Below are 2740 nucleotides of genomic sequence, written 5' to 3' on the forward strand. Positions count from 1 at the left end.
GGGCGCTTTCGCCGCCTTGGCCGGCGCGACCCTGCCAGTTGCGCGCCTGGCCCTGATCGCCCGGTCCGCGGCCCCGCCAATTGCCGGCCTGGCCCTGCCGCCCGGCGTCGCCGCCATGCCAATGCTGCCAGTCATTGTCGCGCATCCGCTGGCGGTGGCCGCCGCGATCATACACGTAGAAGCCGGTGCCGGGATAATAGAAGCCGTCGAACCAGCCGTAGCCGGGATAACCATATCCGCCATAGCCGTAGCCGCCGGCATAATATGGGTCATAGCCGTCATAGCCGTAGCCGCCGCCATAATAGCCAGCGCCGGCTTCGACCCCGCCATAGCCATAGCCGTCGTCATAGCAGCCACCGAGCGCCAGCGTGGCGGCGCCCGCGAGGCCTAGCGCAAGCGCCTTCGAAACATGCAATGCCATCAGTGCGATCCACTTCGCGTATCCGGTTATTCACCGTTTAACGCATGAAGCGGTTGAACGGGCACTGAACCCCGCCCGGCGGCGGGACCGCCGCCGTCCCCGGGCGGGACGACGCCGTGTCCCGCTCAAGCGGCGAGCTTGCGCAGCACGTAGTGGAGGATGCCGCCGTTCAGGAAATATTCGAGCTCGTTGACCGTATCGATTCGACAGCGCGTCTCGCAGCTGGCCTCGCCGCCGTCGGCGCGGGTGATCTTCACCGTGACCATCTGGCGCGGGCGCAAGGCGGCGACATCGTCGATGGCAAAGGTCTCGCTGCCGTCCAGCGCGAGCGTCTTGCGGTCGACGCCGTCGGCGAACTGCAGCGGCACGATACCCATGCCGACGAGATTCGAGCGGTGGATGCGCTCGAAGCTTTCGGCGATCACCGCGCGGACGCCGAGCAGGTTGGTGCCCTTGGCCGCCCAGTCGCGCGACGAGCCCGTGCCATATTCCTTGCCCGCGATCACGACCAGCGGCACGCCGTCCGCCTTGTAGCGCATCGCCGCGTCGTAGATCGCCATCACCTCGCCGGTGGGGATGTACTTGGTCATGCCGCCTTCGATGCCGGGGATCATCTCGTTGCGGATGCGGATGTTGGCGAAGGTGCCGCGCATCATCACCTCGTGATTGCCGCGGCGCGCGCCGTAGGAGTTGAAGTCGGCGCGTGCGACCTGATGCTCCTGGAGGTAGCGACCGGCGGGGCTGTCGGCCTTGATCGATCCGGCCGGCGAGATGTGATCGGTCGTGATCGAATCCGCGAAGATCGCGAGCGGCCGCGCGTCGCGGATGTCCGAGACGGGCTCCGGGGTCATCGACATGCCCTCGAAATAGGGTGGGTTCTGAACGTAGGTCGAGCCCGCCGACCAGCTGTAGGTATCGCCGCCCTCGATCGCGATGCCGCGCCACTTGCGGTCGCCCTCGAACACGTTGGCGTAGCGGGTAGCGTACATCTCGCGGTCGATGAAGCTGGTGATGACGTCGGCAACCTCGGTGTTGGTCGGCCAGATGTCCTTGAGGAAGACCGGCTTGCCCTCGCTCGATTCGCCGATCGGGGTGGTGGTGATGTCGTCGCGCACGGTGCCCTTCAGCGCATAGGCGACGACCAGCGGCGGGGAGGCGAGGAAGTTCGCGCGCACGTCGGGCGACACGCGGCCCTCGAAATTGCGGTTGCCGGAGAGCACCGAGGCGGCGACGAGGTCGTTCTCGTTGATCGCCTTGCTGATCGGCGCGAGCAGCGGCCCGGAGTTGCCGATGCAGGTGGTGCAGCCGTAGCCGACCAGGTTGAAGCCCATCGCGTCGAGATCGTCCTGCAGCTTGGAGGCGGTGAGATAGTCGGTGACGACCTGGCTGCCGGGGGCGAGGCTGGTCTTCACCCACGGCTTGGGCACGAGGCCGAGCGCGCGCGCCTTGCGCGCGACGAGCCCGGCGGCGACCAGCACCGACGGGTTGGACGTGTTGGTGCAGCTGGTGATCGCGGCGATGACGACGTCGCCATGGCCCAGGTCATGGTCGCGCCCGTCGACCGCGACGCGCGTGTCACTGTCGCCGGACTTCTTGTAGCCGGTGGCGAGCTCGGTGTTGAAATTGTCGTCGACGTTGGTCAGCAGCACACGGTCCTGCGGACGGCGCGGCCCGGCGAGCGACGGCTGGACCGAGCCCATGTCGAGCGCCAGCGTGTCGGTGAACAGCGGGTCGGGCAGGTTGGCGTCGCGCCACATCCCCTGCGCCCTGGCATAGGCCTCGACCAGCTCGATCTGCCAGGTCTCGCGGCCGGTCAGCCGCAGATAGTTGAGCGTCGCCTGGTCGATCGGGAAAAAGCCGCAGGTTGCGCCATATTCCGGCGCCATGTTGGCGATCGTCGCGCGATCGGCGAGCGAAAGCGAATCCAGGCCGGGCCCGTAGAACTCGACGAACCGGCCGACCACGCCCTTCTGGCGCAGCATCTGGGTGACGGTGAGCACGAGATCGGTCGCGGTGATGCCCTCGAGCAGCGTGCCGGTGAGCTTGAAGCCGACCACTTCCGGGATCAGCATCGAGACCGGCTGGCCCAGCATCGCCGCCTCCGCCTCGATGCCGCCGACGCCCCAGCCGAGCACGCCCAGGCCGTTCACCATCGTGGTGTGGCTGTCAGTGCCGACCAGCGTGTCGGGATAGGCGACGACCGCGCCGTCGGGATCGGCCGACGACCAGATCGTCTGCGCGAGGTTCTCGAGGTTGACCTGGTGGCAGATGCCCGTGCCCGGCGGCACGACCTTGAAATTGTCGAGCGCCTTCGATCCC

The 2740-nt window shown here is 67.5% G+C and carries 1 protein-coding gene and 1 pseudogene; both read right to left on the minus strand.

Features of this window, described 5'->3' with window-relative positions; all coding sequences use genetic code 11:
- Positions 1-421 (minus strand): annotated as a pseudogene (locus HUU96_RS14435) (hypothetical protein); the annotation flags it as partial.
- Between the two features lie 125 nt (positions 422-546).
- Positions 547-2740, minus strand: a 2194-nt coding sequence (acnA, locus tag HUU96_RS14440; protein ID WP_174293435.1) for an aconitate hydratase AcnA, incomplete at its 5' end; no start/stop codon positions are given.

The sequence above is a fragment of the Sphingomonas bacterium genome (assembly GCF_903644135.1).
In the GTDB taxonomy this organism is placed as follows: Bacteria; Pseudomonadota; Alphaproteobacteria; order Sphingomonadales; family Sphingomonadaceae; genus Sphingomonas.